Source organism: Streptomyces sp. NPDC094147 (assembly GCF_044764265.1).
Taxonomy (GTDB): Bacteria; Actinomycetota; Actinomycetes; order Streptomycetales; family Streptomycetaceae; genus Streptomyces.
In genome coordinates this window covers 20,799-45,126 of record NZ_JBIWHT010000038.1, presented here as the reverse complement: position 1 = coordinate 45,126, position 24,328 = coordinate 20,799, and the positions used below count along the sequence as shown (strand labels likewise).

The following is a 24,328-nucleotide window of genomic DNA, read 5'->3' as shown; positions in this document are numbered from 1 at the left end:
CGACCGCCGAGCCCACCACCCCCGCCCCGGCCACCCCGGCCGCGCCCGCCCCCTCGGTCCCGAACCCGGAGCCCGCGCCGCAGACCGACCCCACCATCCGCCGCATCGTGACCGCCCTCGCCATCGCGATGGTGGCCCTGCTCGCCGCGTTCCTCTTCTACGCCCTGGCCGAGCACCCCGCCGCAGCCCAGCCCGCCCAGGCCGTCCTCGCCCTGTTCGGCATCCTTGGCGCAGTCGGCTCGATCCTCACCACCCTCCACACTCTCAACCGCCGCCCATGACCTCCCACCACGGGCAGCACCGATTGCCCCGCCAGGACAACCACCACCAGGCCGTGGCCGGCTCCGAACTTCCGCCGACGCCAAAAGGGGTGTCACAGAGAAGAAGTCGGCGCGCGCCTGCCCCCTTGACCAGCCTTCCGACGTGCAGCTTCCCCGGCGCACCGGCGAGACTGGGGGCAAGTTGAGGAGCACGTTGTAAGGCACGTTGAAGGGCACCTTGGAGAGCAAGTTGTAAGGCACGTTGAAGAGCAAGCCGGGCAAGCCCCGCACTCTCGCGGGTGGATGCGGCTTACCAAGGGCACCGCCACTTACCACCGCACTTACCAACCGGGGCTTGCCCCGGTACCTGCGCAGGTAGTGCGCAGCGCAGTGGCTTGGTAAGCGCCGCGCCGCTCCTGGTGCGCCGCGACGGCCCGGGAAACGGGAACTGCCCGGCCCACACAGGACAGGGTTCCTGTATGGGCCGGGCAGCGTGGCACCGGCCCAAGCCGAACAGGCAAGGGGGACTCGGTGCCGCCGGAATCACCCGGGTTTCGGGCGCGGGCGATACCGGAGCCCGTACCCACTCGGGGGGACCTGCTCTGCAGGGGCGGACTGGCCCGTGCCGCCTGACCGTTCTCCACAGACAATGGATGAACCGGGTTTCGGGAAGTCTCCAGCCGGTGTTTCCGGCGCGGCAGCATCGAAGGGGCAGGCTGATCGTGGACCAGCAGGCCGGAGGGTGGGGCTTCCTCACCAACCACGCGCGCGTGGTTGGTGGCCATCGCGCGCGATCCCGCCACGCGTATCCGTGACATCGCCGCCGCCTGCCACGTCACCCAACGCACCGCCCAGAGCATCGTCGGCTACCTCGACCAGGTCGGCTACCTCAGCCGGGAGCGAGAGGGGCGGCGCACGCACTACACCCACCGTCTGGACGGGAGACTGCGTATCCGGCGGAGGCCCACCTGCCTGTCAGGGCCCTGCTGGAGATGTTCACCGGCCGCGACCGCGATGCCCGGCTGACCGAGGACGGCACGAAGGACGTCATGACGGAGCTGCTGGGGCAGGCCGGAACGGAGGGGACGGCGGGTGATCCTCGGGCGGTCCGCCCTCGTATAGCCGACAGCGCGGGCCGTGCCTCGCTCGTTGTGCGGGTGTGCAGGACGAACGCAGGGCTGTGGACCACCGGCCGTACGGGGCCGGGCATCTGCGCCGCACACTGAGGTTCCGCATCGAGGCCGCCCTCGCCCGGCGCCTGGGGGTGACGCTCAAGCCGGCAGCGTCGCCCGACCAGGCGGGACCAGGCGGTGCGACGGCCGGAGTCGCCTCGTAGGCTGCCGCCATGACCGAGATCGACACCCCGACGCCCCGCGCCGCCTTCGAGCTGCTCATGGCCGGTAACCAGCGCTTCGTTTCAGGCGCCACCGAGCACCCGAACCAGGACGCCGCCCGCCGCGCCGAGACCGCACCGTCCCAACAGCCCTTCGCCGTGATGTTCGGGTGCTCCGACTCCCGGCTGGCCGCCGAGATCATCTTCGACCGCGGCCTGGGCGACCTGTTCGTAGTGCGCACCGCCGGGCATGTCGCCGGTACGGAAGTCCTCGGATCCATAGAGTTCGGCGTGAATGTCCTGAACGCGCCGCTGGTCGTCGTCCTCGGCCACGACTCGTGCGGCGCCGTCGCGGCAGCCTGCTCCGCCCTGGAGAACGGGCAGACGCCGGGCGGCTTCGTCCGGGACGTCGTCGAACGGGTGACCCCGAGCGTGCTGGCAGCCCGCGCCGCCGGACGCGAGACGGCAGAAGAGATCCTGGCCGAGCACATCGAGCACACCGTGGACCTGCTGCTGGAACGCTCCCGCGTCCTGGCCGAGCGGGTGGCCGCCGGCCGCCTCGGCGTGGTGGGACTCTCCTACCGGCTGGCCGACGGCAGCGCACAGCTCGTCGCCTCTCGCGGCCTCGATGCGGCGGTCCCCACCACCTCCTGACCGCCCCGGCCACGGACGCTCACACGGTGGTCCGGGGCCCCGCAGCCCGGCGAAGCCGGTTGGCGATCGCCAGTCCCAGCCCCTCCTCCACCGGCACGGACGCGACGATGAGGTCGCACCCTTGCTGGTCGAGGTCACGCAGGAACCCGTACAACCCGTGCGCGTAGGCGGCCATCGAAGGGGGAAGGGCCACGACGGCGTGGGCCTTCACCGAAGCGCCGGCGAAGGAGGGCGGAAGAAAAACGCCCACCTGGTGCCCTAACTCCAGCGCAAGCTCAGCCTCGGCAACGATCTTCTCCGGCTCGACCAGGACGACCCGCGCCTGCGGTGCGTAGTGCGACGGGTGCTGGCCCGGCACCCGGACACCGCTCGTCGAAGGCAACGCAATCGGGCTCCTCAGCACCGCTTCAAGGTCCTCGCGTGTCACTCCGCCGGGCCGCAGGATGCTCGGTGTCTCGCCCGTGACATCGACGATGGTCGACTCGACGCCGACCTGGCAGGGGCCGCCGTCCAGTACGAAGTCGACTCCATCCCCGAGCTCCGCTCGGACGTGGTCCGCGGTGGTGGGACTGACCGCGCCGAAGCGGTTGGCGGACGGGGCCGTCACGCCGCCGCCGAAGACCGACAGCAACGCGAGCGCGACGGGATGATCGGGCACACGCACGGCCACCGTCTCCAGCCCACCGGTTGCCTCTAGCGGCACCCTGCGACCGCGCCGCAGGACCAGCGTCAGCGGCCCCGGCCAGAACCGTTCGGCCAACATGCGCGCCGCCGCAGGCACGCTCTCAACCCAGTCATCCAAATCCTCCGCGCTGCCGATGTGGACGATCAGCGGGTGGGAGGGCGGGCGCCCCTTGACCTGGAAGATGCGCGCTACGGCGGCGGGGTCCTCGGCGTTGGCGCCCAGTCCGTAGACGGTTTCGGTCGGGAGGGCCACCAGGCCGCCGGCGCGGAGCACACCGGCTGCCTTCTCAATGTCAATGGTGCTTGCCGTCACCCTCGCAATCCTAGGTGCACATCACACAAGGACCCGGCGACGGCCATGATCAATCTCAGCGCCAACCACGGTTCCATTGTCCGAACCGCCGTACGCGCAGCAGCGCTCCCGGCCGGTCAAGGCTTTCACCGTCCGCCCGGCTGCTGGATGGTGAAGGCGCTTCCGTGTGGGTCAGCCGCAGCAGCCTCGCCAGCGGATGCGGGACCGAGCACAGCCCAGCTCGCTGCCGCTGGCCTTCGCCGCGCGGGCGCCGGCCAGCAGCGCCGACAGGCCGGTGCAGTCGATGAACGTGAGGAACGGACGCCGGCGGCGCGTCCGGCCTTGGCTTCGTCGAGGAGACGGCGGATGCATCCGTTCCACTCTTCGACAGGCGACGCCGGCATGTGACATGCCTGGTGCCGCGGTCAGGGCCAAGGAAGTCGAGGAATCGCCCGCTGCGGCCTGACGCGGCAGGCATCGACCCTCCCCCACTGATCCTTCACGCGCCTTCCTGTCGCCAGGTGGCGAGGATGGCCTGTACGGCGCTGGAGACTTGCTCCTGTTCCGTACGGTCGGCCCGCAGGTGTGCATCGTGTTCGGTGAGCTTGACCGCGTCGCTCTCGTGGGTGGTTGTGACGGTGAAGTTGAGTTGCCGGGTCTTCTTGCCGCTCTTGGAGCGATAGTCGAAGTGCCCGAGGTAGGTCCCGATCTCGGTGACCGTGAGGCCGGTCTCTTCGGCGACTTCCCGGTGCAGGGCCTGGGTCAGGGTCTCGCCCTCATCGACGCCGCCGGAAGGAAGCTCCCACAGACCACCGAGGTAGTCGTCGGCGGCGCGGTGAAGCAGCAGCACCTTGCCGTCTGTGTTGGGGATGACGGCACCGACGACGTGCTTGGTGATGCCGTCGGCATCGGCGGTGTGGAGGAGGTCGCCCAGCAGGGCGGCGTCGACGGGGGCGTTCACTTCACGAGTTCCTTGTGGTGGTCGGTGACCTTGATGATGGCCGCGGTGTACGCGTCGGCGAGGTGGAGGTCCTGTTCGCCGTGCCACACCGGAAGTTTCACCGTACTGCCGTGCACACACTGGGCGTTGGCGAAACTGTCGGCGTCGGGTCCCTGGTGGTCGGCGTAGCCGGGCAGGAGGGCTCCGGGGGTTCGGAACAGCTGGTGCTCGCCGAGGGCGCGGGTAGAGCCAGGCTGGTCGATCTCCTTGGCGCCCTCGGCACGGACGGCTTCGATGAACCGTTCGACGGACAGGCCGGCGAGCCGGGCCGGGTCGTAGCGCAGCGGCAGCGCGTACCAGGCCGGACGGGCATGGGCCGGCGGGTGCGGCACGTCGATGCCCGGTACTTCGCGCAGGGCCTTCCGCATCCGTGCTGCGACAGCTTCGCGTCCGGCCAGGTAGCCCTCCAGGCGGGGAAGTTGAGTGGCCGCGAGTGCGGCCGCCAGGGGGTGGATGCGCAGCTTGAGCCCCATGCCGGTGACCGCGTAGGGGGCGAGGGCGTGGTCTGCGGGGATTTCGCGGCGGCACCGCTTGTTGTACTGGCCGTGCATCAGCGCGCGGTAGTACAGCTCGGTGTCGTCGGTGGCGACGAACCCGCCTTCCCCGGCGGAGAGGGGCTTGGGCCCGTTCATGCTGAAGGCCGCGGCGCGGCCGAAGGAGCCGACGAGTTGGCCGCGCCAGGTGGCGCCGTGGGCATGGGAGCCGTCCTCGAGGAGCATCAGATTGTGCCGGGCGCTGAAGGAGAGCAGGTCGTCCATGTTTTCGGGCAGGCCCCACAGGTGGACGGCGACGACGGCTTTCGTCCGCGGGGTGATGCGGCGGGCGGCGTCGTCGAGGTCGAGCTGCCCGTGTTCGTCCACGTCGGCGAGCACGGGGCGGGCGCCGAGGTGGAAGAGCGGGGTGGCTGTGGCGTGGAACGTCAGCGCCGGGACGATCACCTCGTCGCCCGGGGTGATGCCGGCCGCGGCGTACATCGAGTGCAGGGCGGCCGTTCCCGTGCAGGTGGTGACGGCGTGCCGGACCCCGAGGAAGGACGCCACAGTGTCCTCCAGCTCGGCGATGACACCGGAGCGGTCCGGGATGGACACCGCGGACGTCAGCTGGCCGGTGACGGCGGCGATGTCGCTGTCGCCGATCGGAGGCCAGGAGAAGTGCGGGCCGGGGACGTCGATGACGGGCGGACCTCCGAAGAGGGCGAGGGGAGAGTCGGCGGTCACAGCAGGTACTCCTTCGGGTCCGCGGGTGTGAGGGAGGTCTGGGTGGTGTAGGCGGCGGCCAGGAACGCGGCGTGCGCCACATGGCTGCGGGGGCCGCAGGGATTGGTCCGCTCGGCGTCGAGCACGCGGCAGAAGCAGTCGATCTGCGCGGCATCGGCGGAGGGCCAGGCCGGTTCACGGGGCAGGGACTCAATCAACTGCCCGTCCGGGGCGAGGCGCCGCAGCCTGCCTCGCTCGATCACGACGGCGCCGCGGGGGCCGGTCACCGTCAGCTGTTCGGTCTTCGGACCGGCCGAGCGGGAGATGAGCAGGGAGCCGTACAGACCTGAGTCGTAGGCGAGGTGGACCAGCGCGGTGTCCTCGGCGTCGTACTGCGCGTCGGGGTGTGCGGCGGTGGAGGCACTGGCCAGGATCCGGTCGGGCGGTCCGAGGTACCAGATGAGCAGGTCGATGAGGTGGTAGCCCATGTCCATCAAGGCCCCGCCTCCGGCCAGGGATGCCCGGCCGCGCCAGCCGGCGGCCGGGTCGGGGCAGTGGAAGGTGTAGCGGCCCTCGACCAGGCACGGCTGTCCGATCTGCTCCAGCAGCTGCACCGCCGCGGTGCAGAGCGGGTGGAAGCGGCGCTGGGCAGTAACCATTAGCTCGATTCCGGCCTTGTCGCACAGCGCCACCAGCTCGGCGGCTTCGGCCGGGCTGGTCGCCAACGGCTTCTCCTTCAGCACATGCACCCCGGCCACAGCGCAGGTCTCGATGACCTCACGGCCGACGTGGTGCGGTACCGCGACGATGGCGAAGTCCGGGCGCACGTCCTCCAGCAGGGCGCGGATGTCGGTGAAGCCGGGGACGTTGTGCTGGTGGGCCTGGGCGGCGAGCTTGCTGGGGTCGGTGTCGCAGACCGCGGCGAGTTGGGCGAACTGGGAGCCGGCCAGCCCTGGCAGGTGGTCGTCCAGGGCCTGGTGGCCGAGCCCGATGGCGGCTGCCCTCTTGCGTACGCTCATCGCGTTCACGCCCTTCGGGGAAAGCGCGTCGGCCCGCCTGCTGCGGGCCTTGGCATTGCTCCAGGGCACCGCATCTGGTCCGGTACCGGCAGGGGCGCTGCCGTGAGGAGCAATGCCGTTTGCATCTGGTGCAAAACCGCTGTTGCGGCCCGGCGGCCCGGGTCTACGGTGGGCGGGGCGGCACCTCGGCCATCGACGGGGGCGTGGATGCCAGTGAGCACAGCGCGAGCGCGATCCGAACGCCCGAAGAGGCCTGGGGAGTTGATCCGCAGCAGGCGGCAGGCCCGGGGCTGGACGCTTGCTGATCTCGGTGCCCGAACCGGTTACTCCGCCTCCCAGGTCTCCCGGTACGAGCGGGGCCTCTCCTCGCTGTCCGATGTCGCGGTGCTCCGACGCTTCGCTGACGTGCTCGATATCCGGCCCAAGGAGTTCGGGCTTACCGCCGCTTCGCCTCCCGCGGAGAACCGACACGGATACTCCGTCACCTCGGGTCTCGGATACCCGCGCCTTCCCGGCTCCAGGGTGGGACGAACCCAGAGGGAGGACGGTGACGACCCAGTGCGGCGACGCAAGTTCCTGGCTCTCTCAGCCGCGGCCACAGCCGGCGTCTCACTCCCGGGACCGGGGTCCGCAGCCGCCGAGGATATGCCGGTCGGACAGGTTCTGGTCGGTCGTCTGCGGGACGCGATGCTCGGCATCGGCCAGGACAACGAGCTGCCGGGCCCCGAGCAGTTGCCCGCCGAACTCGCCAGCGTGCACACGGACTTCCACACCTGCCACTACACCAACCTCGCCGTACGCCTGCCCCGTCTGATCCGTGCCGGACACGCCATCGGCTCCGACGTCGAACCGAGCACCTCGACCTGCTCGGGCAGAGCTACCTGCTCGCGACCCGCATGCTCATCAAGCTCGACGAACAGCAGCTCGGCTGGATGCCAGCCGACCGCGCACGCCACGTGGCCGAAGCCGCCGGGCACCCCCTCGCCGTGGCAGAAGCCGCCCGGAACCTGGCCGTGCTCGCCCGCCGCGTCGGCTGGGAGGAACAGGCCCTGTCGATCGCGCTCAACGCCGCCGACAACCCCAGCCTCCGCACATCCCGCAGCGGCGCCGCCGAACGCGGCCTGCTGATCCAGTCCGCCGCCTACAGTGCCGCGCGGAGCGGCGACAAGGCAGGCATGCGGGAGCTGACGGACGAGGCCGCCGCCATCGCCGCTCACCTCGGCGGCCCCACAGCCCTGCGCGACCACGGCGGCTTCAGCCCCGCCACCGTCCAACTCCACCGCATCTCCGCCGAGTTCTCCACCGGCGACCCCTCCGCAGCCCTGTATGCCGCCCGTGCACTGCCGCCCCAGAGCCTGCCCGGCGTCGAGCGCCGGGCACGGTACTACACCGACGTTGCGGCCGCCCTGGCCCAACGCGGACGCCGGGACGAATGCGTGCGCGTGCTCCTGGCCGCCGAGCACCAGGCACCCCAGGAGACGCACTCCCGCCCAGCGGTGAGATCCCTCATCACCGGACTGCTGCTGTCCGGCCGCACCACCCCCGAACTCCGCGCCCTCGCCGCCCGCGCCGGCACCCTCCCCTAGAACGCCCCGCCCCCTACAGGACAGAACGACCCAACCTCAGGCCCATCACCAGGGAACTGCGCCGCCACGACGAGCGCAGGCAAGACAGCGGTGTCCTCCGCCTCACCGAGCGCGGGCACCCCCTGACCGCGCGAGCCGGACCCCGGGTGTGCCGTGGGAACGTCTTCTGGCTCTGCTGGGGTCGCTCGTGTACCACCGGCTGGTCGGGTGTCTTCCGGAGCACGCGGGGCGCGGGGCGGGTACGCAGGCAGTGGGGACTCTGCGCGGGCAAGGATGGCCCCCACCTCCATGTACCAGGCTCTGCATTCACCCCGTCCCGCTGGGGTAGGAACCATCCCTTTCGTGTCAGGAGACCGGCATGAAGATCCGCCTGATCGTCGCCACCACTCTCACCGCCACCGCACTGACGGTCAGGTGCAGGAGGCTGCAAGCACGAGGGGATGCTGGACCGTTGAACACCCGGGCGGTGCCGGGTGCTCAACGGTGCACCGGCGGTCGCGGCTTGCGTCAGTCGGTCGCTTCGATGAAGAGGACCGCGCGGAACTTGAGGCTCCTGTCGGCGCCGCGCTTCTCGAAGGCCTTCAACTCCGTGGAGGGACCGTCGCATTCGTCGTCGAGGTAGAGCTTGACCGGCCGGTCGGTGATGTTCTGCGGTCCGTCCACCGGCGGCTTGCCGGCTGCGGTCTGCGGGATGAGGATGCACTCGTCATTGCGCGGGTTGACGAGCTGGCCGATGACCCCTTTACCCGCGGCGTTAACATAGTGATACCGGAAGAATCCGGCGGCCGCGCTGGCGTCGGTGGCAGGGCCGAGTGAGCCGAGCACCAGGGCGAAGGTAGCCACAGCCACCGTCCCGCGGAATCGCATCAAAGAACATCCTGTCGAACACGCCCCCGGGCAGGGGCCGATGGCAGGGGTGCCGTACAACCTGTCACCACACAACGTTATGGCGCGAAACCGGAGCGTAGCGAGAGCGGTCGGGAGCCCGCCCTGCCACCCCCAGCACCCCGAACGCGCCCTCCCCACCCCAGGGCCACCGCATCCCGGCCCCGGCGGCGCCCGAACTCGCTCCCGCTCACCACGGCCGGCACGTCGTGATCCACACCCCGTCGGAGGCGACAACGAGCAACAGCCGTCCCATGGCGGCCTGCCAAGGGCCGCAAAGGGGACCCGGCACCGCGCGGACACCCCGTGACCGCGCAATCGCAACTCCCCGCGGCGCCCGTCCCCGCCGCACCCGCAGACCAAGCCAAATTCCTCCACCGATCACCACAATCCGAAACAATCACTGAACCCGCACGTCGGGACCTCTCCAACCACCACAGCCCCACGAAAACCCCAGCTCAGAGCCGCACCCCACCACCGCCCCACACCCTGAAACGATCACCAGACCCCCACGTCAACACGTCGCCCACCTAGTGCTGCTCCGCGGAAGTCCGCTGAGGGGTGTTGATCAGGCTGGGTGGCGGTCGCTTCGGTGGCATGGAAGATGAGGATGACTCGCACGATCGCTTGAGGCACAGCTGGAGAAGTTGGTCGCCTGGTCGGGCGCCACGTTCGGGGTGCCCGACCAGGGGCTCTCTCGGTTACAGGTACGGGCGTGTGATCAGCTCAATCAAGTGACCGGCAGGGTCCTTGAAGTACACCCCTCGACCGCCGTGCTCAGTGTTGATCTCGTCGGGGCGTCGCATCTGCGGATCGGCCCAGTGCTCAATGCCGCGATCACACAGCCGCCGATACGTCAGATCGAACAGCTCATCGTCGACCAGAAAAGCGTAGTGCTGCATCTGGATCTCCACCGGCGGCTCGGCGAACTGAAGCAGCACGCCATCGTTGAGTTGGATGTTGGTGAACGGGCCCCATGACGGTGCTTCCGGAAGTTCCAACAGCTCTCGGAAGAACCGAGCCGACTCGTTGCGATCCTTGGCGGCGATGATGGTGTGGTTGAACGTGACTTTCATTCGGCTGACCTCGCTGTAGCTCGACACGAAGAACGGACTCGCAATGCACAAGCATCGGGAGGTCCGCGTGCCGAACTGAAGGGGTGCCTTCTCCGCACCCACCGTGCGATCAGCCCTCCACCGGATAGCCGATCTGTGTGTGGCGTAGTGCCGGTCCGGTGTTCACGTTGGGTGACCTTACTGGATCTTGCAGGCTGTGACAACAGAAAAGCGATCGGTCAGTTCGCTGAGGTGTCCTCACCGTGCCCGCGATCCAGTGCATCCGCACCGCTGGCTGATCCAGTCCACGGAGTTCGTCGAAGGATGTTGATCAGATGGCCGGTCCGCTGAGGTAGAGGTCGCCTGCGCAGTCGAGGGCTTCCTCCGGGGAGCCGGCGGGCAGTCCGCTGGGCAAGACGTTATCCCGGTAGCTATCGCTGCTGGCCGGATAGAGCGCGAGGCCCCAAGTGTGCATCACGCCGGTGAAGCGCAGGCGACACAGTGGGACTGTCTGCTCGCCAGCCAACTCGGCTGCCACGTGGGCGAATCCCGAGCGGAAGTGGACCGTGACGGCCTTCACGTGCGGCCACCGCTCGCGAGCGTGGCGGTTCAGTCGCTGGCGCAGGTGGTGCTGCATCGACTCCCAGGGGTTCTTCGGCACGGGCTCATCCTGCCGGGTGCGGCGGCGGTCCGCGTGATCGTTGGCCGTACATGGTGGGCAACAAGTGGGGACGGCGGTTGCGGTGGCGATCGATCGGCAGGTCCGCGAGCGACTCGTTAGGACGGTGGCTTCGGCGAAGTCCGAGGTGCGGGCGGTGTTGCGGGCCCGGATCGTGCTCGCGGCAGCGAACGGGTTCGCCAACGGCGCGATCGCGCGAGAGTTGGAGATCAGCGTGAACACCGTGCGCAAGTGGCGGGGGCGGTTCGCCGCGCTGGGCCTGGACGGGCTGCGGGACGCCGAACGGTCGGGACGGCCGAAGGCATACGGGCCCGAGGTACGCGTGGCAATCGTGGCCACCGCGACGAGCGCGCCGCCGCATCCGGAGGAGCCCTGGTCACACCGGGCCATTGCCCAGCAGGTGTCCGGCACGTGCCTCGCACCGGTCTCCGCCTCCCAGGTCGGCCGAATCCTTGCGGACCTGGACCTCAAACCACACAAGGTCCGCGGCTGGCTCACGCGCCGGGACACCCCCGACTTCTGGCAGCGAGCCGCCCATGTGTGCGCCCGCTGCCGCGATCCGCCCGACGAAGCGGTGGTGCTCTCAATCGACGAGAAGACCGCGATCGCGGCCCGCTCGCGCCGCCATCCCAGCCCGTCTGCGCGCCCCGGTGCACCCGCCCGGCAGGACTTCGAGTACCGGCGCCACGGCACCGCCTCCCTCGTCGCGGCTCTCGACGCGCGCACCGGTGAGGTCCTCACCGAGGTGATCGCCCGCAACGACGCGGCGACCTTCACTGCTTTCTGGACCGACTCGACCGGGTGATCGCACCAGCCAAGGAGATCCACGTCGTGCTCGACTACGGTTCCTCGCACACCGCCAAGCACACCAAGGCGTGGCTGGCCACGCATCCGCGCTGGCACGTGTGCTGGACCCCACCGCACGCCTCCTGGCTCAACCAGGTCGAACTGTTCTTCTCCGCCCTGACCCGCCGGGTCCTGCGACACGGCGACTCCGCCAGCCGCGAGGACCTGATCGAGAATCTGGAAGCCTACGTAATCGGCCACAACGACACCGCCAGGCCCTACCGGTGGACCTACGAAGGCACCCCGCTCAAGGCAGCCTGATCAACACCCCTCAACGAACTTCTGCGGAGCAGCACTAGTGACCTGTTCCAGCACCTCGATCAAAGAAGTGGTGTCGTAGCTGCCCGGCTTGAGGTGGAAGCACAGCCGCGGACCACGTCGAGGGTCGGCGGCGTGGTAGCCCAGCGCGGCGGCCATCCCGTCGCGCTTCCAGTTCAGCCGGTGCCGCAGCGTGGGAGTGCGGCCGCGGGGTGCGTAGGTGCGGCGGATCTGGGGCAACGGTGACACGCCCGATTCGTCGAAGAAAACGATCCAGGCACGTTTCTTCACCGCCCCTTTTTGATGCGTGGCCACTCCTGGGTGACCCATCGGGCGATCTCGGACTCGTCCCGCTCGACGGCCTGGCGCTTGGGCCGCTGCAGACTCCACCCCAGCCGCCCGGTCAGCAGGCGCCACACGGATGCGCGGGCCAGCTCCACCCCACTCCCCCGCTCAACCACCGCGCCGACCCGCTCCAAGGTCCACAGGTCTGCCTCGAACCCGTGCGCCTGGGCGCCTTGGTCCAACGCGGCCCGAACCACCTCGACTTGGGCGTCATCCAGCTTGGGCGGCCGACCGGGGGCTGGACGCCGTCGCAGTGCCTGAGCCCCGCCCTGCTCCCACAGGCGCTGCCACCGCCGCACGCTCTCGGAGTGGATCCCCACCATCCGCGCGACCTCGCATGACGAACGTCTCTGCTCGAACAACTCGACCGCGCGCATGCGACGGGCCTCGGCCAACTGCGGTCGCGTCAGCGGCAGAACGGAGACGTCGGAGACAACGGCCTGAGACTCGGAAGACACACCAACATGCTCACACCGCCGAAGCCCCTGCACCCACAGAACTGACGAAAAGCTCAGTAAAGGGTGTTGCACAAGGCTGTGAGCTGGGCATTTCTCTTGTATGGCTGGGGTGTTGAGTGCTGAACAGGTGTGGGTGGAGACGTTCACGGGGCTACGGTTGACACAGTTTTCGCGGTTGCTCAAGGCAGTGCGGGAGCACGGTGGCAACGGCACGATGCAGGGCCGGCCGTGGAGCTTGCCGCTGGCCGAGCGGGTGTTGCTGGTCGCCGAGTACTACCGGACGAACCTGACCATGCGACAACTGGGACCGCTGTTCGGAGTGTCCTCGCCCACCGTGTGCCGGGTGGTCCAACGTCTCGGGCCGCTGCTGGCCCTCAAGCCTGTCTCGCGTCCGGCCGACGCCGCGGACCGGTTGTGGATCGTGGACGGCACTCTGATCCCGGTCCGCGACCGCAAGGTCGGCGCGTCCAGCCGCAACTACCGCTTCTCCGCGAACGTGCAGGTCATCGTCGACGCCGACACCCGCCTCGTGATCGCAGCGGCCCGACCGGCACCGGGCACCACCGCCGACGCCCACGCCTGCCGTACCTCCGGCCTCGCCGACCACTGCCATGACGTGACCGTGCTGGGCGACGGCGCCTATCTCAACTGCGGGATGGCCGTGCCGCACCGCAAACGCCCGCGCCGGCCCCTGCTGGCAGGCGAGGAAGCGGACAACGCCGCCCACCGCAAGGTGCGTGCCCGGGTGGAACATGTGATCGGCCGCATGAAGAACTACAAGATCCTCCGCGACTGCCGACAGCACGGCGACGGCCTCCACCACGCCGTCCAAGCCGTCGCCCACATGCACAACCTCGCACTCACATCATGACCAGAAGACTGTGGTCACACACCCTGACCTGCGCAAACACAGCTTTGTGCAACACCCTTCAAAGGTTGTCCCGCAAGCGGGATGATCTCTCATGCCATCAGTGTGCTCGCGACCACTGGCAACGCCCGCAGCGGCCCGGTAACGCCCATCTGGACCTGCCCGGGGCGGGCGGCGACCACCGGCGGGTGCTGGCGGTGCTGAGATTCCCGGAAGGAAACGGCTGACCCCGGGCGCTCACCGAAGGCCCGGCCGACGCCGGGACGGTGAGAAACTTGGTGTGCGGGGCCGACGGAACCGGGTAACGTCTTTGTCATGTTCTTCCAGACGCCGATTTACGAGTGAGAGCGTGATGGGCCCCTGCTGACGTCCTTCGACGTCGCCGCGCCCGTCCCTCACCGATGAATCCGTAGATCACTTCACATCATTACCGGGAGAACCCGTGACCGTGAGCAAGAACATCAACAACCCCGTGGGCATGGGCGGCGGCCAGCGCAAGAGGCTGTCCCGCGCCGAACGGCAGAACAACGGTCCGCACCGTAACCTCGACCGCCAGGGTGCCGCCGACCAGAAGGCGGAGCTGGTGCGCAAGATGCGCGAGAAGGCAGGCGCAGCCGAGGGCGCCGGGCAGACGGGCGACGACACCGCACAGAGCTGACGCACCGCCGCCGCAGTGCGGCACCGCACGGGCAGGGCCCGGACCGCGACGCGCGGTCCGGGCCCTGCCGTATTGGGGCTCTGCTGCCGTACCGGGCGCGGCCGGTCCCGCTCAGCTCTCGGCCGACCACCCGGGGCATCCGTAGATTCGGCAGCCCCGTCACCGCCTTCACCCCGAGCTGCATCAGCAGCTCAGCACGTTCTCGGTGCCCAACCTGGGCGACACCGCGAGGGGCGACCGCGGCCGAGGAAGTGGACGCGGCCGCAGGACAACGCTGGTGGACACCTCGGTGGGACGACCACGAAACCCGCTGGTCAGAACGACTCCGGTGGACAGCCCGCCGCGGAACCTACAGCCCTCGCGAAATTCGCCTTCCACGGGCGCGAGCGGCTGGGCATGCTGGACGACGTCATCGTCCTGCAGGGCCTGCGGTGGGACGACGAAATCAGATCGCCGGCTCCTGCTAGCCAGCGAGGGCCCGTGTGCAGGCGCCGCATACTGCGTTGCCCTTGCGAAGTTCGGCTCCACAGCGGATGCCGAACTACTCAGCACCTACCTTGATCACTACTTGTCACGCCCCGACCTCGACTACGACCGGGCAGTCGTCCTTGGGACGCTTCTGTACCTCGATGGGATTCTCGGCTCCGAGTACACAACACGGTTCCTTGCCCCGGGCGGCCCCTGGGACCGATGGCTCGAAGTCCGGGCCGTGGAGGCCCTCGACCCGCAAAACTGCCGGCAGGCCGTGCAGCAGCTTTGCGCTTTCGTCGACGAGACCGCTGAAGCCTTCGCCTCGCTGGACTGCGGGAGCTGATCATGACCGATCGAGACATCATCCTCAACGAACTCGCCCAAGGGCTGCGCCCGGTGTCACAGGGCATCGAGTGGTTCGACACGCGCGGCCCGGAGGAGCAGTCCGAGGTACTCCTGTTCCTGCGCCATCACTGCATGCAGGCCCGCGCCGTCACCGAAGACGGACCGGAGAGCATCCGCCGTGCCGGGCTGCGCCCGACGCACACTCCCGCGGTCCTGATCGCACGCGGCCAGATCAACCAGCAACTGGGGAAGATCGCCGGCCTCACCCCTGTCGACGAACGCCGCAAGGCGTTCCGGCTTCTGGTCGCGGTACTCGCGGTCGCGGACGAACGGCGCCGCGAACGCTTCTGCTCCGGCGGATGCGGTCATTGGTGGCACAGCCTGCCCGCCGCCGGCGGGTGATGACTCCCCGTGCCACTGTTCTCCGCCCCTGGACTCCATCTGCGGCTGGACGGGCTGACGGCAGCGCTCATACCCGCGTGTCGTCGGCGTCGGAGCCGATCACCTCGCTCAGGGCCCGCAAGGCGTCATCGTATGCTCGAAGGCGTCCCAGGTTACGAGGTCTGCCGTCGCGGTAATGCGGGCCATGAGCGGCCACCACCCCCACTCGCCGCATTCGCAACCGAGAACGGGTGTCTTCAGGGCCCATCGCGTTAGTGGACAGTCCGAGGAAGTGGTCCTGCATCGGGCCGAACCGGCCGTCGCCCGCGGCCAGGCGATGGAAGGCGTGGTCGAAGCGGACCAGCCTCGCGGCGCGCTTGGGGAAAGGCCGATCTGCGACCCGAACCGGGACCACAGGCGCTTGCGGCTCCACCCGATCTCAGCCGCCAACTCTTTGCCCCGGACCCGGCCGCGGCTGACGGTAGTCCGGTCCCAGGCCCAGGCCACCTCCGGGTCCACCGACGGTCCCGTCTCCGCCCGAAGGGCGAGCGACGCCTCCGCCAGGTCGTAGGAGAGCTCAAGCGGTCCGACCACACGCTCGCGCGGCTGCTCGTCATGGGGCGCGGAGGCTGCCACAACTGACGGCGCAGCCGGGCCCACTGCTCGTGTCGCGAGGTCATGCGCGCAGGGTAGGGCTCTAGCGGACCAGATCCTCGGATACGGACCACAGGCGTGCTGCGCCCTCCCGGTCCAGGGCGTACGGTGCGACACCGGCGGCGGCGCCGGCGCGCCCGGTGACCGGCTCGGCCTGCGCACAGTCCTCGAAGTAGCGGCCGGTGATGCCCTCCACCGTCGGGGAGGCGGCCAGCAGCACCGAAGTCGCGGCGCCCTGCTCCACCGACTTCTGCGGCGGCAGCGCGAGTGCGCCCGAGGCGATGAAGGCGGCCACCTGCTGCATGTCCAGGTGCCGGGACAGGGACGTGTCCGCGATGTTGCCCGGCATCAGCGCGTTGGCTGTGATGCCGTCGCCGGCCCATCGCTCGGCCGCACCGACGGCGAACAGGGCGTTGGCGGTCTTCGACTGCCCGTAGGAGGTCCAGGGGTCGTACGGGCGGAAGCGGTAGTCCAGGTCGTCGAAGACGACCGGTGAGAAGAGGTGGCCGATGGAGCTGACCGAGACGATCCGTGCGCCGTCCGCCGCGGCGAGTGCCGGGTGGAGGCCGGTGGCGAGGGCGAAGTGCCCCAAGTGGTTGACGGCGAACTGCAGTTCCCGGCCGTCCGGCGTGCGGACGAGCTCCGGCGGGGCCATCACTCCGGCGTTGTTGACCAGGATGTGCAACGGACCGGTCCAGGCCGCCACGAACGCCGAGACCGTCGACCGGTCGGCCAGATCGAGCCGCGCCACGGTCAACTTCCCCGATGCGGGCGGCAGTTCCGTCTCCAGGCGCGCGGCCACCCGGGCGCCCGCGTCGGTGTCCCGTACGGCCAGGGTGACGTCGGCGCCCGCCGCGGCGAGCACCCGGGCCGTCTCCACGCCGATTCCGGAACTGGCTCCGGTCACCACGGCCCGGCGGCCGTGCAGGTCCACGCCGTCGATCGTCTCGGCGGCGGTGGTGGCTGCCCCGAACGTGCGGGGTGTCTGCGGTGCGGACATGAGGTGGGGCTCCTGACGTGAGAGAGGGAGGGGAGCAGGTCAGCCCTGTGCGGTCCGGGAGACGTGCTCCCAGTCGGCCCAGGTCTGAAGGCGCTGGGCGTAGGCGGGCTCGATGAGCTCGATGGGTTCCGTACCGAACAGCACCCGCAGGGGCGGGGCCGCCGCATCGACGATCTGCAGGAGGGCTGTGGCCGCGTCGGCGGGGGCGGCGTACCGGGCGTCTCCGATGCGGGCCGCGAGGGCCTCGCGGACTTGGTCGTAGGCGGGGTTCGGCTCGGCCTGCGCGGCGGAGGAGCCGGCCCAGTCCGTCGTGAAGCCGCCCGGCTCCACGACAGTGACCTTGATCCCCTGGCCGGCGACTTCCTGGGCGAGGGATTCACTGAAGCCCTCGAGCGCCCACTTGGACGCGTGGTACGCGCCCAGCGACGGCAGTGCGATGACGCCGCCGACGGACGACACCTGCACGATGTGGCCGCTGCCCTGTGCGCGCAGGATCGGCAGCACGGCCTGGGAGACCCAGAACGCGCCGAAGAGGTTGGTCTCCATCTGGTCGCGCAGCTGCTGCTCGGTGATCTCCTCGACCATGCCGAACAGTCCGTAGCCCGCATTGTTGACCACGACGTCCAGGCGGCCGAACTTCTCGTGCGCGGCGCCCACCGCGACGGCAACGGCCGCCTTGTCGGTGACGTCCAGCGCAAGCGGCAGGACCGCGTCGTCGCCGTACTTGGTGACCAGATCCTCCACGGCGGCCGCGTTCCTGGCGGTGGCGGCGACCTTGTCGCCGCGCTCCAGCGCGGCCTCGGCGAACGCGCGGCCCAGGCCGCGGGACGTACCGGTGATGAACCAGACCTTGCTCATGGTGTCTCCTTCGGGATCGACTCCACCGTAGCGCGAAAACTTAGACGCGTCCAAAAATACACTCGTCCAGGAATCGAGCCGTACGATGGACCCATGGGAGGAACGATGAATCTGCGGGAGCGCAAGAAGCTGGCGACCTGGCGCGCCATCCGGTCCGCCGCGCTGCGGCTCTTCGACGAGGAGGGCTACGAGGTCACGACCGTCGAGCAGATAGCGGCCGCGGCGAACGTCTCGCGCGCCACGTTCTTCAACTACTTCGCCAGCAAGGAGGCCGTCGTCTTCGACCAGGACCCCGAGGAGCGGCGCAACTGGCAGGCCCTGATGGACGACCGCCCCGTGGACGAGCCGCTCTGGGACTCGCTGACCGCGATCCTCACGGGGTTCTGCGAGAGCCTGCGCGAGCGCATGCCGATCCAGCGCATCCTGAAGGCGCAGTCGCCAGCCCTCGCCCAGTCCGGCCAGAGCTTCGGGGAGCAGTTCTTCAACGACCTGCGGAACTGGGTGGCCGAACGCACCGCCGGGTCCGACGAGTTGACCGCGACCCTGCGGATGAACCTCGCCGTGGCCGCCACCCTCACCGCCTATCAGACCTGGCCCGCGGACGACTCCTTCAACGGATTTCTGCGGCTCCTCGAACGCTGCCTCCGCGAGGCGGGCCCCACCGCGTCCGCCGACTGACCCGCTGATGAGGAGCCTACTGCTCTGATCAACTGAGCCAGAGCGGGCAACGAGAGCCTGATCGACGTGTACTGCAACACCGTGAACATCGGTCCCGACCACGAGCTCGATGCTGGGATGGTCGCCGTTGCGCATCGGCAGGTCGAGCGGAGGCGGGTGGTGGATTGGGAGCTCACCAGAACTCATCCGAGCCGCATCGACCCTGCGCCCGGCTACGACGCCGGGGCGGTCTGCTGTCATCTACTCCTGGGTGCGGGGCGCTGGTGTCGATCCGTCCGTCGTGCGCGCCTGCCGGCAGCAGCTCGGTGGCTGATCCGCTTCCCCGGAGGGTTCACCGTGGTGGGGTGCGTGACCTCGCGGTGGCCGCTGCGTTGTGCAGAGCGACACGTGGGACTACCGCCCCTCCCCCGAGTCGGTTCGTGTTTCCGGCCCTGACGCCCTCGCCTCCCGCCGGCGTCAGAGCCGACGTGTCCACCGGCGCGGGCACGGCATCGGCAGTGACGTTCCGGTGCCTACGACGGTTGGACTCAGCATCGTCCGCCTTCAGGAGGTTTCCCTGTGCCGAGGTTTGTGAAGGTCCACGCGTTGTGGGCCGCTGCGCTGGCCCTTGCCGGTCTCGCTGCTGCTGTGGCGCCGGCGACGTCCGACGCCTACGTCGATGAGTGGACCCATGTGTGCCGGGCAGAGGGCGACAACCCCTGCGCGTACGGGCTGATCGTCACCTCCTGGCACCGCCCCGGCTCCGGGCCGCGCACCGTGAGCTGGGTCTACGCCACCCGCAGCCCGGTGAACCCCCGCAATCAGGCTCGCTGGTGGTACCAGGCCCCCGGTGGAACCGCCCGTGTCGGCGGGAGCTGGCGCGGGGGCAGGACGGTCATGTCCTGGACCGAGATCGCCTGGGGATCCGGCGGCCGCGACCGCATCGGGCCCGAGCTCCCCGCGGGCAGCCGGATCTGCGTGGAGTTCAACTACGGCGCTACCGCCAGGCCCTGCATCACCCTGCGGTAGACCAGCCCTACGGTTTCGGCCTCTTGCGTCGTCTCGGTGCGGGTTCCTGGCACTGCGGCGACCGCTCGTACAGCGCCGTACGCACCAGGAGGTCGCCGATCGGCGCGCCGGGCCGGGCCGTCGTGTCTGCCATCGCCCCGCCCCTCCACTGCCGTGGCCGGCATTCGCCGCCCGCGCTTCCACTGCGCCCCCTCGCCGGGCCGTGCGGGGCCGAACTCCTCGGAAGCAGACGGATGGTGGACAGGTTCGGTGGAGTGCCGTGCGGCCCTGTGCCGGGCGGACACTGGGATATGAGCACCGTCTCCGGCCGCCGCTACACTCGTACCCGGCCCCGCGGCTTCGTCGCCTGGAACCCACGCCCCGCCACCAAGCTGCTCATTGAGCAGATCCTCGCGGTCCTGGACGAGTACGCCGACGACCTCCCGCTCACCGCCCGCATGGTCTTCTACCGTCTGGTCGGCGCCTACGACTTCTCCAGCACGCCGTCGGAGATCAGCGAGAACCAGACCTGCCGGATCGTGAGCGGCAGCCGAGCCGCCTAGCGCACAAGGACCCGGTCCACGGCCGTCAGCAGCTCGCACGTGCGGGCACGGGGTTCCACTGCGGCTGATATCCACGAGGCCGCCGGTTCGGCACGACACGCCTCCCCATCGGGGTTAGGACGCCTCGGCGTCCCTTTCCAGGATCCCGCCACGGACCCCGCCGCGGCAACATCCCCATGCCGGGGCTGTCCGGCTGAACCACCGTGTCCCGGCCCAGACCGCTGTCTTTGTCCGGGGCGGCGCGTGCATGATCCCCCCCGCGGAAGCGCGCTGAGGGCCCCTGCCACACCCTTGGCCAGGGGCCCTCACCCCCGTGGAAACAGGCGCAGGCGAGCCGGCCTCCGGGCTGGGCAAGCCTGCCGCACTGTGAGCTTGCCCAGGGTCCCCTGGGCAAGTCCGGCACTCGCGACCGGTCACCTGTCCGCCCCGGGGAGGCGCCGGGCCCCGGGCCGACCTGCCGTCGAACCGTGGACTTCAGGATCACCCCCGACGAGGCACGACGCCCATCGCGAGGGTCCAACCGCTCCGCTCCACCAGGGTTCTTCGACGTCAACGACGACGTCGACCAGATCGCCGTCATCCTCCAGCAGGAGGCATGCGCAGAGCGCGCCGCCCGCCGATCGCACCACAAGACCGTGGTCTCCGCGAGAAAGCCCGGTTGAGATTCCTCCCCCCGGCGGCCACTTGACGCAACGTCAGGTGGCCGCCGCTGCGATGCCCAGGCCTTGGTAGATCTGGTCGTAGTAGTGGATCACCAGGGGGCGGGTGAGCATGGCCTCGAAGGTGGCGGTGAAGCCGTGTGCGGTGCGCCAGGCGAGGTAGTCGGTGTAGTTGTGCGCCTCGGTCCACTGGGTCAGGCCTGTGACGTGGTCGGCGTCGTTCTGGTCGCGCAGGATGCGGATCTCTTCGCAGCCCTCGTGTTTGAGGCTCTCGCCCAGGATGTCCAGCAGCAGCTGCGCGACCTCGTCGCCGCGGCCGGGCAGAGCGAAGAGCTCGGCGGTGACCAGTGTGCTCATGGGAATCCTCCCGCAGTCAGTAGGGAGCCGGCTCGTTGTGCACGATGATCAGGGACGTGATCCTGCCGTCGGCGACCGTGAGGTAGCTGGTCAGGATCAGCTCGTCGGGCAGGTTCGTCTTGTCGTACTCGCCGTCGTAGCGTGCTCGCACGAGCGTCAGGGGGCCGTGGTGCGCGACCTCCGTCACGGCCATGGTGACCTTGTCGCCGACGATCTCGCGGCCCGCCCAGGCGCGGATCGAGGCGGGTCCGACGAACTCCCGGCGCACGTCGTTGACCAGGGCGTCGTCGGAGAAGGTCGCCATGATGGCATCCAGGTCGAAGGCGTTGACCGCCGCGATGTAGGCGGCGAGGACCTCGGGCAGGGCGTCGGCCGGGTCGGTGGTGTTCATTGCGGGGCTCCTTCGTTGTCCTCGGACCGGTGGGGTGCTCACTGGACACGCTGGGCGCTACCCCCACGGGAGAGTCAAACAGGGGTCTTCCGCTGGACCCTCCGGCAGGGGGAGGGTTGATACTGGCGCCATGCACACAGGCTTGACGATCGGCGCGTTCTCCCGCGTGGCCCATCTGAGCATCAAGACGTTGCGGCACTACCACGACGTCGGGTTGCTCGCGCCGGCCGACGTCGAGCCGGGCACCGGCTACCGGTACTACTCCCTGGACCAGGTGCCCACCGCACAGGTGATCGTCCGGCTGCGCAACCTGGACATGCCCGTGGCGGACGTCAAGGCGGTGCTCGCCGCAGAGGACGTGAGTACCCGCAACGAGCTGATCAGCGCGCATCTCGCGCGGCTGGAGGACCGGCTCGCGCAGGCGCAGAGCGCCGTCGAGTCGCTGCGCGAGCTGCTGTCCCGGCCGGCGCACGGGTCGACCATCGAGTACCGCACGGTCCCTGAGCAGCCGGCGCTCGGCATTCGCGAGGTCGTCGACCGGCAGGACGCGGTGAGCTGGTGGCAGGGCGCCCTCGGCGAGCTGCACGGCTTCGTCACGGCTCGCGGACTGCGCCGCACCGGCCCGATGGGCGGTCTGTTCACGAGCGAGCTGCTCCAGGACGAGCGCGGTGAGGCGCTCGTGTTCGTCCCGGTCGACGGCGAGGCGCGCCCGGTCGGCCGGATCGACACCGTGGTCGTGCCCGGCGCGGAACTCGCGGTCGCGGTCCACCGCGGACCCCTCCAGACCATCGATCTCACCTACGCCGACCTGGGCACCCACGCCGCACGCCACGAAATCGGCGTCGACGGCCCGCTGCGCGAGTTCTACCTGCGCAGCCCCCTCGACGTGGCCGACGAGCACGACTGGATCACCGAGGTCGGCTGGCCCATCTTCCGCTCGAACGCCTAGCGGCGGCTCGCCCGCAGGCGTCGCAGGGTGCGGATGAGTGCGGGTGCGAGCAGGAGCAGGGTGACGGTTTCGACCAGGATGCTGATCAGCGACTGGGGGGACGGTTGCAGGCCGCGTTCGACGAAGCCGAAGACGCCGGTGGTGCGGGAGACGGCGAATCCGCCCAGGGCTCCAGTGGCCGCTCCCGCGGCGGCGAGCCGGATCAGCGGGGGGTCGCCGATCAGCAGCAGAGCGGAGATCGCGAAGGACGCACTGGCCTGAAGGAGGAACATCACACCGATGACGTGGATGTGGCGGTAGCCGGTGATGTAGAGCTGGGCGTGGATGTATCCGCTGGCCGCCAGGGTGGCGGCGAGTCCGGTACGCAGGACGATGGTCCGGGCGAGTGTGCTCTTCATGCCAGCTTCTCGTCGGTGATGGCCAGGGCGGCGGTGCTCTGCCGGTAGGTCACGCTGCGGATGCCGAGGGCGGATTTGAGCTGCCCGGCGGGCAGGACCTGCGGGGTGGGCGCCGGGCCATGGCCAGGGGCGGGGAGTGGGTAGGCGGTAGTTGTGGCGGAGTGGAAGGTGACGTTGCCTTCGGTCCTGCTGAACAGCTGGTGCACATGGCCGTTGAGGCAGGTGACCGAGGAGAAGCGCTTGAGCAGGGCCAGGACCTGCAGCGCGTCGTCCGTGCTCCAGCCCCACTTCGGGTACATCGCGAACAGCGGGATGTGGCTGAACACCACGATTGGGGTGTCGGACTTGAGCCCTGCGACATCCCTGCGTACGAAGTTGATCTGGTCGGTGCCGAGGTGTCCGAGCTTCTCCAGGCTCAGGGTGTTGACCAGGGCGATGAAGTGGACGCCGTGGGTGTCGAAGGAGTACCAGCCCTCGCCCGAGGTGCCGGCTCCGAAGCGCTGCCGGTAGGCGCGCCCGGCGTCGCCGACCGAGTCGTGCTCCCCGGGGACGGTGAACACCCGGCCTGTGCGGACGCCGCCGAGCATCTGCTGGACCTGGTCGAACTGGGCCGGGGTGGACAGGTGCGTGAGGTCGCCGGTGTGCATGACGAAGTCGGGGCGGAACCCCAGGGTGTTGATCTGTTCGAGGGCCTGGTTGAACGAGCCGGTCACGTCGGTGTTGGCCGGGCCGCCGAAGCCGATGTGGCTGTCGGACACCTGGACGAACCGCAGGGCGTTGGCATCCGCCGCAACGGCGGCTGCGGTGGTGCTGTCCTGGTCGTGAGCGATGTGGCTGACGACCTCGCCGCCCGCGACCGTCAGCACGACGGCGGAGCCGAACCATCCGGCGTGGCGGAGCAGTTGGCGCCGGCTCATGCCGTGCTCGGAGGCAGGTCCGGACTGGTCGGCGGCGGGGTCGGCGGGACTGTGGGGGGTGTCGGTCACTTGGTCACCGTCACGGTCGCGGTCATGAAGGGGTGGATGGTGCACAGGTAGGCGTAGGTGCCTGGGGTGGTGAACGTGTAGGAGTAGCTCTGCCCCGTGCTGAGGGCAGCGGACTTCAACGGGCCGCCGGTTCCCTGGCTGGTGACGGTGTGGGCATCGGCGTCCTGGTTGGTCCAGGTGACGGTGGTACCCGCCTTGACGACCAGCGCGGCCGGGGCGAACGCGAAGCCCTTGATGGCGACCGTGTCACCGCCCACCGGCGCCGGGGCGCTGGCGGCGGAGCCGCTCTGGGCGGGAGGGCTCATGGTCATACCCGGCATGGCGGTTGGGGCGGTGAGCGGGCCGGTGGCGGTGGAGCCGGGCGTCCCGGCCAGCGACTGTCCTGCCGCGGGGGACAGCGCGGTCTGCTGCGCGGCCGGGTGGGCGGGGCTTCCGCAGGCGGCCAGCAGCATGCTCGTGCCCAGGACGGCAAGGCCCAGGACGGCTGGTTTCAGCATGCGGGACGTGCGGCGGTGAACGTGCAGGTTCATGACTCTCGTCTCTTCATCCGGGCGGGGCGCCCAGGGCCGGGCAAC

33 protein-coding genes and 3 pseudogenes are annotated in these 24,328 nt (G+C 69.6%); 17 read left to right on the top strand and 19 right to left on the bottom strand.

Features of this window, described 5'->3' with window-relative positions:
- The 4 genes and pseudogenes from ACIQ8J_RS32365 to ACIQ8J_RS32350 form a co-directional block, all read left to right on the top strand.
- Nucleotides 1–281: pseudogene (locus ACIQ8J_RS32365) on the top strand (hypothetical protein); the annotation flags it as partial.
- A gap of 753 nt (nt 282–1,034) precedes the next feature.
- Nucleotides 1,035–1,286: a hypothetical protein gene (locus ACIQ8J_RS32360; RefSeq protein WP_403275812.1), complete on the top strand. Its 252-nt coding sequence runs from the start codon at nt 1,035–1,037 to the stop codon at nt 1,284–1,286.
- 154 nt (nt 1,287–1,440) lie between these two features.
- Nucleotides 1,441–1,596 carry a hypothetical protein gene (locus ACIQ8J_RS32355; protein WP_403275810.1) on the top strand — a complete coding sequence of 52 codons (156 nt, stop codon included), beginning with the start codon at nt 1,441–1,443 and terminating at the stop codon, nt 1,594–1,596.
- 9 nt (nt 1,597–1,605) lie between these two features.
- A complete protein-coding gene (locus ACIQ8J_RS32350) occupies nt 1,606–2,247 on the top strand; it encodes a carbonic anhydrase (RefSeq protein WP_403275808.1) in 642 nt (213 codons plus the stop codon).
- A gap of 19 nt (nt 2,248–2,266) precedes the next feature.
- Here the strand turns inward: ACIQ8J_RS32350 and ACIQ8J_RS32345 are convergent, their stop codons facing one another.
- The 4 genes from ACIQ8J_RS32345 to ACIQ8J_RS32330 all read right to left on the bottom strand — a co-directional run bounded on the left by ACIQ8J_RS32345 (nt 2,267) and on the right by ACIQ8J_RS32330 (nt 6,438).
- Nucleotides 2,267–3,244 carry an L-threonylcarbamoyladenylate synthase gene (locus ACIQ8J_RS32345; protein ID WP_403275806.1) on the bottom strand — a complete coding sequence of 326 codons (978 nt, stop codon included), beginning with the start codon at nt 3,242–3,244 and terminating at the stop codon, nt 2,267–2,269.
- A gap of 478 nt (nt 3,245–3,722) precedes the next feature.
- Nucleotides 3,723–4,184 (bottom strand): NUDIX hydrolase, encoded by a 462-nt coding sequence (locus tag ACIQ8J_RS32340; RefSeq protein WP_403275803.1) that lies wholly within the window; start codon nt 4,182–4,184, stop codon nt 3,723–3,725.
- Nucleotides 4,181–5,440, bottom strand: coding sequence for a DegT/DnrJ/EryC1/StrS family aminotransferase (locus tag ACIQ8J_RS32335; protein WP_403275802.1), 1,260 nt, complete (start codon nt 5,438–5,440; stop codon nt 4,181–4,183). The genes ACIQ8J_RS32340 and ACIQ8J_RS32335 overlap by 4 nt, the downstream gene beginning before the upstream one ends.
- On the bottom strand, nt 5,437–6,438 hold the full coding sequence (locus tag ACIQ8J_RS32330) for a Gfo/Idh/MocA family protein (RefSeq protein ID WP_403275800.1): 1,002 nt from the start codon (nt 6,436–6,438) through the stop codon (nt 5,437–5,439). The genes ACIQ8J_RS32335 and ACIQ8J_RS32330 overlap by 4 nt, the downstream gene beginning before the upstream one ends.
- Nucleotides 6,439–6,645: 207 nt before the next feature.
- Between ACIQ8J_RS32330 and ACIQ8J_RS32325 the strand changes: the two are divergent.
- Nucleotides 6,646–6,810 (top strand): annotated as a pseudogene (locus ACIQ8J_RS32325) (helix-turn-helix domain-containing protein); the annotation flags it as partial.
- Between the two features lie 237 nt (nt 6,811–7,047).
- Here ACIQ8J_RS32325 and ACIQ8J_RS32320 read toward each other — a convergent pair.
- On the bottom strand, nt 7,048–7,197 hold the full coding sequence (locus tag ACIQ8J_RS32320) for a hypothetical protein (protein ID WP_403275822.1): 150 nt from the start codon (nt 7,195–7,197) through the stop codon (nt 7,048–7,050).
- A 137-nt stretch (nt 7,198–7,334) separates the two neighbouring features.
- On the opposite strand from ACIQ8J_RS32320, the gene ACIQ8J_RS32315 reads away from it, so the two are divergent.
- A complete protein-coding gene (locus tag ACIQ8J_RS32315; protein ID WP_403275820.1) occupies nt 7,335–8,024 on the top strand; it encodes a hypothetical protein in 690 nt (229 codons plus the stop codon).
- Nucleotides 8,025–8,531: 507 nt separating this feature from the next.
- Here the strand turns inward: ACIQ8J_RS32315 and ACIQ8J_RS32310 are convergent.
- From ACIQ8J_RS32310 to ACIQ8J_RS32300, 3 genes are all read right to left on the bottom strand, one after another.
- On the bottom strand, nt 8,532–8,867 hold the full coding sequence (locus ACIQ8J_RS32310; RefSeq protein ID WP_403275799.1) for a hypothetical protein: 336 nt from the start codon (nt 8,865–8,867) through the stop codon (nt 8,532–8,534).
- Nucleotides 8,868–9,610: 743 nt separating this feature from the next.
- Nucleotides 9,611–9,985, bottom strand: a complete 375-nt coding sequence (locus ACIQ8J_RS32305; RefSeq protein WP_403275819.1) for a VOC family protein — start codon at nt 9,983–9,985, stop codon at nt 9,611–9,613.
- A 310-nt stretch (nt 9,986–10,295) separates the two neighbouring features.
- The gene (locus ACIQ8J_RS32300) at nt 10,296–10,625 is read right to left on the bottom strand and encodes a hypothetical protein (RefSeq protein WP_403275798.1); all 330 of its coding nucleotides are present in this window, start codon (nt 10,623–10,625) and stop codon (nt 10,296–10,298) included.
- A gap of 124 nt (nt 10,626–10,749) precedes the next feature.
- Between ACIQ8J_RS32300 and ACIQ8J_RS32295 the strand changes: the two genes are divergently transcribed.
- Both ACIQ8J_RS32295 and ACIQ8J_RS32290 read left to right on the top strand, forming a co-directional pair.
- On the top strand, nt 10,750–11,448 hold the full coding sequence (locus ACIQ8J_RS32295) for an IS630 family transposase (RefSeq protein WP_403275797.1): 699 nt from the start codon (nt 10,750–10,752) through the stop codon (nt 11,446–11,448).
- Nucleotides 11,445–11,750 (top strand): transposase, encoded by a 306-nt coding sequence (locus tag ACIQ8J_RS32290; protein ID WP_403275796.1) that lies wholly within the window; start codon nt 11,445–11,447, stop codon nt 11,748–11,750. Before ACIQ8J_RS32295 ends, ACIQ8J_RS32290 begins: the two co-directional genes overlap by 4 nt.
- On the opposite strand, the gene ACIQ8J_RS32285 is transcribed toward ACIQ8J_RS32290, so the two are convergent.
- Both ACIQ8J_RS32285 and ACIQ8J_RS32280 read right to left on the bottom strand, forming a co-directional pair.
- Entirely contained in the window at nt 11,751–12,038 is a 288-nt protein-coding gene (locus ACIQ8J_RS32285; protein WP_403275795.1) for a hypothetical protein, read from the bottom strand.
- The gene (locus ACIQ8J_RS32280; protein ID WP_403275793.1) at nt 12,035–12,550 is read right to left on the bottom strand and encodes a winged helix-turn-helix domain-containing protein; all 516 of its coding nucleotides are present in this window, start codon (nt 12,548–12,550) and stop codon (nt 12,035–12,037) included. Before ACIQ8J_RS32280 ends, ACIQ8J_RS32285 begins: the two co-directional genes overlap by 4 nt.
- Before the next feature lie 100 nt (nt 12,551–12,650).
- Here ACIQ8J_RS32280 and ACIQ8J_RS32275 point away from each other — a divergent pair, with 100 nt between their 5' ends.
- The 4 genes from ACIQ8J_RS32275 (at nt 12,651) to ACIQ8J_RS32260 (ending at nt 15,294) form a co-directional block, all read left to right on the top strand.
- Nucleotides 12,651–13,421: a transposase family protein gene (locus tag ACIQ8J_RS32275; protein ID WP_403275791.1), complete on the top strand. Its 771-nt coding sequence runs from the start codon at nt 12,651–12,653 to the stop codon at nt 13,419–13,421.
- A 439-nt stretch (nt 13,422–13,860) separates the two neighbouring features.
- Nucleotides 13,861–14,076, top strand: a complete 216-nt coding sequence (locus ACIQ8J_RS32270; protein ID WP_306086212.1) for a DUF6243 family protein — start codon at nt 13,861–13,863, stop codon at nt 14,074–14,076.
- A gap of 205 nt (nt 14,077–14,281) precedes the next feature.
- Complete coding sequence (locus ACIQ8J_RS32265) at nt 14,282–14,890, top strand: DUF6000 family protein (protein WP_403275790.1); 609 nt, start codon at nt 14,282–14,284, stop codon at nt 14,888–14,890.
- Between the two features lie 2 nt (nt 14,891–14,892).
- Entirely contained in the window at nt 14,893–15,294 is a 402-nt protein-coding gene (locus ACIQ8J_RS32260) for a DUF5958 family protein (protein ID WP_403275788.1), read from the top strand.
- A 295-nt stretch (nt 15,295–15,589) separates the two neighbouring features.
- Here ACIQ8J_RS32260 and ACIQ8J_RS32255 read toward each other — a convergent pair.
- From ACIQ8J_RS32255 to ACIQ8J_RS32245, 3 genes and pseudogenes are all read right to left on the bottom strand, one after another.
- Nucleotides 15,590–15,831: pseudogene (locus ACIQ8J_RS32255) on the bottom strand (AraC family transcriptional regulator); the annotation flags it as partial.
- A 139-nt stretch (nt 15,832–15,970) separates the two neighbouring features.
- Nucleotides 15,971–16,927: an SDR family NAD(P)-dependent oxidoreductase gene (locus tag ACIQ8J_RS32250; protein ID WP_403275787.1), complete on the bottom strand. Its 957-nt coding sequence runs from the start codon at nt 16,925–16,927 to the stop codon at nt 15,971–15,973.
- 39 nt (nt 16,928–16,966) lie between these two features.
- A complete protein-coding gene (locus ACIQ8J_RS32245; RefSeq protein ID WP_403275786.1) occupies nt 16,967–17,785 on the bottom strand; it encodes an SDR family NAD(P)-dependent oxidoreductase in 819 nt (272 codons plus the stop codon).
- A 93-nt stretch (nt 17,786–17,878) separates the two neighbouring features.
- Between ACIQ8J_RS32245 and ACIQ8J_RS32240 the strand changes: the two genes are divergently transcribed.
- Both ACIQ8J_RS32240 and ACIQ8J_RS32235 read left to right on the top strand, forming a co-directional pair.
- Nucleotides 17,879–18,463: a TetR/AcrR family transcriptional regulator gene (locus tag ACIQ8J_RS32240; protein WP_403275785.1), complete on the top strand. Its 585-nt coding sequence runs from the start codon at nt 17,879–17,881 to the stop codon at nt 18,461–18,463.
- Between the two features lie 558 nt (nt 18,464–19,021).
- Nucleotides 19,022–19,471: a hypothetical protein gene (locus tag ACIQ8J_RS32235; RefSeq protein WP_403275784.1), complete on the top strand. Its 450-nt coding sequence runs from the start codon at nt 19,022–19,024 to the stop codon at nt 19,469–19,471.
- A gap of 7 nt (nt 19,472–19,478) precedes the next feature.
- Here ACIQ8J_RS32235 and ACIQ8J_RS32230 read toward each other — a convergent pair whose 3' ends face one another.
- On the bottom strand, nt 19,479–19,604 hold the full coding sequence (locus ACIQ8J_RS32230; protein ID WP_403275783.1) for a hypothetical protein: 126 nt from the start codon (nt 19,602–19,604) through the stop codon (nt 19,479–19,481).
- A 157-nt stretch (nt 19,605–19,761) separates the two neighbouring features.
- Here ACIQ8J_RS32230 and ACIQ8J_RS32225 point away from each other — a divergent pair, with 157 nt between their 5' ends.
- Nucleotides 19,762–20,013: a hypothetical protein gene (locus tag ACIQ8J_RS32225; protein WP_403275781.1), complete on the top strand. Its 252-nt coding sequence runs from the start codon at nt 19,762–19,764 to the stop codon at nt 20,011–20,013.
- Nucleotides 20,014–20,480: 467 nt separating this feature from the next.
- A complete protein-coding gene (locus ACIQ8J_RS32220; RefSeq protein WP_403275780.1) occupies nt 20,481–20,675 on the top strand; it encodes a hypothetical protein in 195 nt (64 codons plus the stop codon).
- Between the two features lie 33 nt (nt 20,676–20,708).
- On the opposite strand, the gene ACIQ8J_RS32215 is transcribed toward ACIQ8J_RS32220, so the two are convergent.
- Both ACIQ8J_RS32215 and ACIQ8J_RS32210 read right to left on the bottom strand, forming a co-directional pair.
- Nucleotides 20,709–21,029: a putative quinol monooxygenase gene (locus ACIQ8J_RS32215; protein ID WP_403275779.1), complete on the bottom strand. Its 321-nt coding sequence runs from the start codon at nt 21,027–21,029 to the stop codon at nt 20,709–20,711.
- Nucleotides 21,030–21,045: 16 nt separating this feature from the next.
- The gene (locus tag ACIQ8J_RS32210) at nt 21,046–21,420 is read right to left on the bottom strand and encodes a nuclear transport factor 2 family protein (protein ID WP_403275778.1); all 375 of its coding nucleotides are present in this window, start codon (nt 21,418–21,420) and stop codon (nt 21,046–21,048) included.
- Between the two features lie 130 nt (nt 21,421–21,550).
- Here ACIQ8J_RS32210 and ACIQ8J_RS32205 point away from each other — a divergent pair, with 130 nt between their 5' ends.
- Nucleotides 21,551–22,369, top strand: coding sequence for a MerR family transcriptional regulator (locus ACIQ8J_RS32205; protein ID WP_403275777.1), 819 nt, complete (start codon nt 21,551–21,553; stop codon nt 22,367–22,369).
- On the opposite strand, the gene ACIQ8J_RS32200 is transcribed toward ACIQ8J_RS32205, so the two are convergent.
- The 3 genes from ACIQ8J_RS32200 to ACIQ8J_RS32190 are packed head-to-tail and all read right to left on the bottom strand — an operon-like array spanning nt 22,366 to nt 24,283.
- Nucleotides 22,366–22,767 (bottom strand): hypothetical protein, encoded by a 402-nt coding sequence (locus tag ACIQ8J_RS32200; RefSeq protein WP_403275775.1) that lies wholly within the window; start codon nt 22,765–22,767, stop codon nt 22,366–22,368. The two genes, ACIQ8J_RS32205 and ACIQ8J_RS32200, sit on opposite strands and share 4 nt — an antisense overlap.
- Entirely contained in the window at nt 22,764–23,753 is a 990-nt protein-coding gene (locus ACIQ8J_RS32195; protein WP_403275774.1) for a metallophosphoesterase family protein, read from the bottom strand. The genes ACIQ8J_RS32200 and ACIQ8J_RS32195 overlap by 4 nt, the downstream gene beginning before the upstream one ends.
- Nucleotides 23,750–24,283 carry a plastocyanin/azurin family copper-binding protein gene (locus tag ACIQ8J_RS32190; RefSeq protein ID WP_403275773.1) on the bottom strand — a complete coding sequence of 178 codons (534 nt, stop codon included), beginning with the start codon at nt 24,281–24,283 and terminating at the stop codon, nt 23,750–23,752. The genes ACIQ8J_RS32195 and ACIQ8J_RS32190 overlap by 4 nt, the downstream gene beginning before the upstream one ends.
- Nucleotides 24,284–24,328 lie beyond the last annotated feature (45 nt).

Coding starts and splice junctions, on each gene's coding strand:
- ACIQ8J_RS32240 (WP_403275785.1), top strand. CDS start 17,879: ATGGGAGGAACGATGAATCTGCGGGAGCGCAAGAAGCTGGCGACCTGG.
- ACIQ8J_RS32245 (WP_403275786.1), bottom strand. CDS start 17,785: ATGAGCAAGGTCTGGTTCATCACCGGTACGTCCCGCGGCCTGGGCCGC.
- ACIQ8J_RS32275 (WP_403275791.1), top strand. CDS start 12,651: ATGGCTGGGGTGTTGAGTGCTGAACAGGTGTGGGTGGAGACGTTCACG.
- ACIQ8J_RS32200 (WP_403275775.1), bottom strand. CDS start 22,767: ATGAAGAGCACACTCGCCCGGACCATCGTCCTGCGTACCGGACTCGCC.
- ACIQ8J_RS32250 (WP_403275787.1), bottom strand. CDS start 16,927: ATGTCCGCACCGCAGACACCCCGCACGTTCGGGGCAGCCACCACCGCC.
- ACIQ8J_RS32225 (WP_403275781.1), top strand. CDS start 19,762: ATGAGCACCGTCTCCGGCCGCCGCTACACTCGTACCCGGCCCCGCGGC.
- ACIQ8J_RS32215 (WP_403275779.1), bottom strand. CDS start 21,029: ATGAGCACACTGGTCACCGCCGAGCTCTTCGCTCTGCCCGGCCGCGGC.
- ACIQ8J_RS32210 (WP_403275778.1), bottom strand. CDS start 21,420: ATGAACACCACCGACCCGGCCGACGCCCTGCCCGAGGTCCTCGCCGCC.
- ACIQ8J_RS32205 (WP_403275777.1), top strand. CDS start 21,551: ATGCACACAGGCTTGACGATCGGCGCGTTCTCCCGCGTGGCCCATCTG.
- ACIQ8J_RS32330 (WP_403275800.1), bottom strand. CDS start 6,438: ATGAGCGTACGCAAGAGGGCAGCCGCCATCGGGCTCGGCCACCAGGCC.
- ACIQ8J_RS32230 (WP_403275783.1), bottom strand. CDS start 19,604: ATGGCAGACACGACGGCCCGGCCCGGCGCGCCGATCGGCGACCTCCTG.
- ACIQ8J_RS32305 (WP_403275819.1), bottom strand. CDS start 9,985: ATGAAAGTCACGTTCAACCACACCATCATCGCCGCCAAGGATCGCAAC.
- ACIQ8J_RS32350 (WP_403275808.1), top strand. CDS start 1,606: ATGACCGAGATCGACACCCCGACGCCCCGCGCCGCCTTCGAGCTGCTC.
- ACIQ8J_RS32315 (WP_403275820.1), top strand. CDS start 7,335: ATGCTCATCAAGCTCGACGAACAGCAGCTCGGCTGGATGCCAGCCGAC.
- ACIQ8J_RS32190 (WP_403275773.1), bottom strand. CDS start 24,283: ATGAACCTGCACGTTCACCGCCGCACGTCCCGCATGCTGAAACCAGCC.
- ACIQ8J_RS32260 (WP_403275788.1), top strand. CDS start 14,893: ATGACCGATCGAGACATCATCCTCAACGAACTCGCCCAAGGGCTGCGC.